This window comes from Actinoplanes sp. NPDC026619 (assembly GCF_040638295.1).
Classification (GTDB): domain Bacteria; phylum Actinomycetota; class Actinomycetes; order Mycobacteriales; family Micromonosporaceae; genus Actinoplanes.
Map to the genome: position 1 here is coordinate 1 of NZ_JBEZYA010000074.1, position 4,198 is coordinate 4,198.

Below are 4,198 nucleotides of genomic sequence, written 5' to 3' on the forward strand. Positions count from 1 at the left end.
CGCGCGGGGGGCCTTGTGGGCGGGGGGTGCCCCCCCGCCTCCCCCCCGACACCACTACTCCGTCAACTCCCTGGCTCACCCCGGGGGGGGGGGGGGGGGGCCCCCCCCCCCCCCCCCCGCCGAGTTGCCCGGTGGCGGCCGGACCCGGCTATCGCGCCGTCAGCAGCTGTGCAGAGACCCCGCGCAGCCCCCAGCGAGGTTCCTCGCCGTCGGCCGCCAGGATGCTGTACTGCAGGTCACGCAGCGCCCGGCACGGCTCCAGGCCGAGCTCACGCTGCAGGGTCTCGCGGGCGGACTGATAGACCTTCAACGCGTCCGCCCGGCGCCCGCAACGGTGCAGCGCGAGCATCAGCTGCCAGTAGAACTCCTCGTGCAGCGGATAGGTCACGATCACCGTGGAGAGGAGGCCGACGAGCTCCCGGTTGCGCCCCAGGGCCAGGTGCGAGGTGACCATCAGCTCGATCGTCTCGAGCCGCACCTCCTCCACCCACTTCGCGAAACTGCTGAGGATGACGCCATCCCCCACGTCGCTGAGCACCGGATCACGCACCAGCGCCAGGGCCGCCTCGAAGGCGACGATGGCCTCTTCGTGCTGCCCGGCCGCGGTGCGCGCCTTGCCCTGGGCCACCTTCTGCTCGAACTCACACACATCGAGTTCGTCGGAGCCCACGAGCAACGAATAGCCCGACGAGCGGGTCACGATCCGGCTGTCCGGCCCGCCCCTGGCCTGCAAGAGCTTGCGCAACTTCGAGATGTAGACGTGCAGCGAGGCGCGCACCCGATTAGGCGGATGCTCGCCCCAGACCTCACCGACGATCTGATCCGTCGAGACCGTCTCGTTGCGTTTGATCAACAGGGTGGCCAGCAGAATCTCTATCTTTCGCGCACTGATGTGCAGCGCCGATTCTCCATCCACGACGCGAACCGAGCCCAAAATCTCGTATCGCACAGATCCCCCAGCTGCCACATAGAAATTTGGCCGACCCTCGTCGGCCGTCTCGAGCCCGGCCTGAGGATCCATAAGCCTGATGCGCCGGCCGGCTCAGCCCCGTCGCTCGCCGCCGGTCATAAATCTCAGCTATCAGGTGACTCTCTGAGCGTAACTGTCGTTGGTGGTACGGTCAACCACAGCTTACGTAAGGTACAGTCTCAGCAATCATCAGTTGATATAGGAGCGCCATGGAAGACAGCTCCGCCGAGCCGTTCTCGGTCGCCGAAAAGCTGGATCGGTTGTTCACCCGCATCCGGGAGAACGGCCGGAACGAGTTCACCTACAGTGCGGTGGCCAAGGCCATCCAGGAACAGCAGGGGGTGTCGATCTCGCACACCTACATCTGGCAGCTGCGCACCGGTCGCCGGGAGAACCCGACGATCCAGCACCTTTCCGCGATAGCCAAGTTCTTCGGCGTGCCGGTCGCGTACTTCCTCAACGACCGGGAGACGTCGAAGGTCGAGTCCGAGTTGGAGCTGCTCTCCGCGATCCGGGAGGCCGGCGTCACGGAGATCGCCCTGCGCGCCGCGGCTCTCACGGCGGACAGCCGCGAGACCATCTCGCACATGGTGCGCAAGGTGTGGGAGTTGGAAAATGGCCCCCGGCCCGAGGAGAAGTGACCACGCCGGGCGTCACGACTTGTGGTGCGCATCGTCCGGCAGCCGCTCGGCCGGCTCCGCCCCGTGCTCGGACGCGGTGCCGCACTGCTCCTCCCACCACCAGGCGAAGGCCCCCGGCCAGGACGAATATCGCCACGCCTCGGTGAGCTGCGCCAGCCAGTTGGCCTCTTCCTGGACATTGGCGCCGCCTTCCACCCCGGGCGAGCCCTTCGTCTTGACGACGACGTGGCTCGCCTGGCGCCGGAGCGCGACCTCCATCCAGCACGCCTCCACCAGCGCCGGCACTCGGCTCTCGACGGCGCCATGGTCAAGCAGATAGCGTCGCGCGTCGTCGGCGATGTGGGCCGGAACGTACTCCCGGAGCTTGAGCATGCCATCGCGGATCTCGATGACCCGGCGGTTGAGCCGGAAGTGAAGCAGGGCCGCGGGGCTCGACACCGGCATCGGTGACCAGGTGTGCGCAAGCACGATCTCGGGGAACCGGTCGCGCATGACGCGCCACAACGGCGCGAGACCGCGCAACAGCCGGGCGATGCGCAGGGAGGTCGCCAGCATGGCCGCCGTCGGGAGCGCCACTCCGATCGCCATCAGCGCCAGCGCGATCTTGAAGATGCCGTCCGCGACGGTGAGCACCGTTTCCTGGTCGAGGCGGAGCCCGGAGATCTCGGCGATGAGGTACCCGGCCTTGTAAAGGCCGTAGGTCAGAACGAGCCCGGTGCCCAGCCCTACCATTCGCAACCCGGACTGCAACAGCCCGGGCGCGGACTTTTTGCTGACCCGCCAGGCCAACCTGGTCGCAGAGGTCAGCACATAGGCCATATAGATTTCGAGAGTGAGCCAGTAGGAAACGACGACCGGGGAAAAGGTGCCGGCCTGCAGGACATCGGCGGGCGATGCCCGGACACCGTCACCCGAGATCAGATTGAGCGTGATCAGGGTGGCCGCGACGAGCGCGCCGACCACCTGCTGAGATAACCGCAGGCGGGGCACGCGCAGGTATGAACCGGTGATGAGAGAGACCAGTCGCAACAAGGAAACGGCACAGAGCACACCGAACATGTGACGGGCGACGACAGCCCAATCCCGGTTTCCGGTCGCTCGGTCGACCCACGCGTCGATCGGCGTGTTCGCCATCGTGGTGGCCGCCGCGACGCAAAGGAAGATGAGGAACATCGCTCGCTGTTTCGGCCCCATCCGAAGCGTGGGGATGCGCAGCAGAACGGTGCCCCAGAGCAGGATGAAGAGAGTTACCTTGAACGCCGCTGCCATGGTCACGCGTCGAAGGCCGTATAGTTCAGCACTTCGGAGATCTGATCGAGGTCGCTCTTGTGTGGCCCGCCCGCCCAGTCGCCCGAATAGCCCGGGAGGCTGCGGATCATCGAGGCCATGGTCTCGGCCTCCTTCTCCTGGTCGGTGGTGTAGCTGACCCGGCCGAGCACCCGTTTGATGGTGCTCGGGTCGAGACTCGGCAGCAGGCCGGAGAGTGCCTCGCCGCCGTCCCGGATGCCCATCTGGTGGCCGCTCAGCAGGTGACCGAGCTCGTGCAGAATGATGTGATCGGCGTGAAACCGAGACGTCTCGGACTCGAAAAAGATGTAGTCGGAACTGCGCGTGGAAAGCCACATCCCGCATGGAGCGCCGGATGTCAGCCAGGGCGCCGGCTGGATTAATAGGCGACGGCCACGACTACGTTCGATTTGAGCACAGAATTTGTCGAGATCAAATGGATATGGAACGCCCACTTTTCGTAAGCGCCGTTCACAGGATTTCCATAGATCGCGCATCGACTCCCCCGAATCGTTAGCCTGCGCCGAAGTCTGCGACGAGTCGAGACTTCAACCCTCGCCGTGGGCGATCGTACTACGACAACCCCGGGAGTCAACAGGGCGATCGAGGCTTGTTGATCTATGATGAGGATCTCATAGGCCCTCTAACCAGCAATAATCAAACCTACAACAATATTGTTCGTCAATATCTAATGATCGACTTTCGGGTACTTCGACGTATCCGAATCCATCATGCGGACGACAGAGATTCCTGGGCTCGCGATCCAAATCGTTAAAATCGCCGTAACATTTCTGAAACTTGACAGAGGATTGTCCGTAAATTGCCAGGTCCTCAGAGGACAGTCCAGGTGTCGCGCGCATTGAGCAAGTCGTTCAACAGTTCGGCGGGCGTCCCGGTGGTCTGTGCCTGCGCGTCGGCAACCTGCTTGCGGACGACCTCGTCGTAGGTCGGGCGGCGCACGTCGCGGAGGACGCCGATCGGGGTGGTGCTCAGGTCGGAGCCGGAGAGGCGGCTCAGGGCGAAGGCATAGGCCGGGTCGGCCACGGTCGCGTCGTGGACGAGCGCCTCGCCGCCCTCCTGCACCTGCAGGCCGAAGCCGCCCGGCACCACCGACCATTGACCCTGCCGGCCGAAGGTGACCGGCCGGCCGTGCTCGAGCCGGATCAGGTGATCCTCCTGGCCGGCCGGATCTTTGAGCAGGTCGTAGGCGCCGTCGTTGAAGATGTTGCAGTTCTGGTAGATCTCGACGAACGCGCTGCCCTCGTGCTGGGCGGCGGCCCGGAGCACCGACTGCAGGTGC

4 protein-coding genes and 1 pseudogene are annotated in these 4,198 nt (G+C 65.0%); 1 reads left to right on the plus strand and 4 read right to left on the minus strand.

Translation table 11 applies throughout. The features are described from left to right. Positions 1–148: 148 nt before the first annotated feature. Positions 149–916 carry an AfsR/SARP family transcriptional regulator gene (locus AB0E90_RS51445; RefSeq protein WP_360421158.1) on the minus strand — a complete coding sequence of 256 codons (768 nt, stop codon included), beginning with the start codon at positions 914–916 and terminating at the stop codon, positions 149–151. Between the two features lie 263 nt (positions 917–1,179). Between AB0E90_RS51445 and AB0E90_RS51450 the strand changes: the two genes are divergently transcribed. Further along, positions 1,180–1,611, plus strand: a complete 432-nt coding sequence (locus tag AB0E90_RS51450; protein ID WP_360421160.1) for a helix-turn-helix transcriptional regulator — start codon at positions 1,180–1,182, stop codon at positions 1,609–1,611. 12 nt (positions 1,612–1,623) lie between these two features. Here AB0E90_RS51450 and AB0E90_RS51455 read toward each other — a convergent pair whose 3' ends face one another. From AB0E90_RS51455 to AB0E90_RS51465, 3 genes and pseudogenes are all read right to left on the minus strand, one after another. Next, positions 1,624–2,880, minus strand: coding sequence for an MAB_1171c family putative transporter (locus AB0E90_RS51455; RefSeq protein WP_360421162.1), 1,257 nt, complete (start codon positions 2,878–2,880; stop codon positions 1,624–1,626). 2 nt (positions 2,881–2,882) lie between these two features. Beyond that, on the minus strand, positions 2,883–3,236 hold the full coding sequence (locus AB0E90_RS51460) for a hypothetical protein (RefSeq protein WP_360421164.1): 354 nt from the start codon (positions 3,234–3,236) through the stop codon (positions 2,883–2,885). Positions 3,237–3,729: 493 nt separating this feature from the next. Further along, positions 3,730–4,198: pseudogene (locus tag AB0E90_RS51465) on the minus strand (2-oxoacid:ferredoxin oxidoreductase subunit beta); the annotation flags it as partial.

Bases quoted from the DNA above. Each gene is read 5' to 3' on its own strand.
- AB0E90_RS51450 (WP_360421160.1), top strand. From the start codon at position 1,180: ATGGAAGACAGCTCCGCCGAGCCGTTCTCGGTCGCCGAAAAGCTGGAT.
- AB0E90_RS51455 (WP_360421162.1), bottom strand. From the start codon at position 2,880: ATGGCAGCGGCGTTCAAGGTAACTCTCTTCATCCTGCTCTGGGGCACC.
- AB0E90_RS51460 (WP_360421164.1), bottom strand. From the start codon at position 3,236: ATGTGGCTTTCCACGCGCAGTTCCGACTACATCTTTTTCGAGTCCGAG.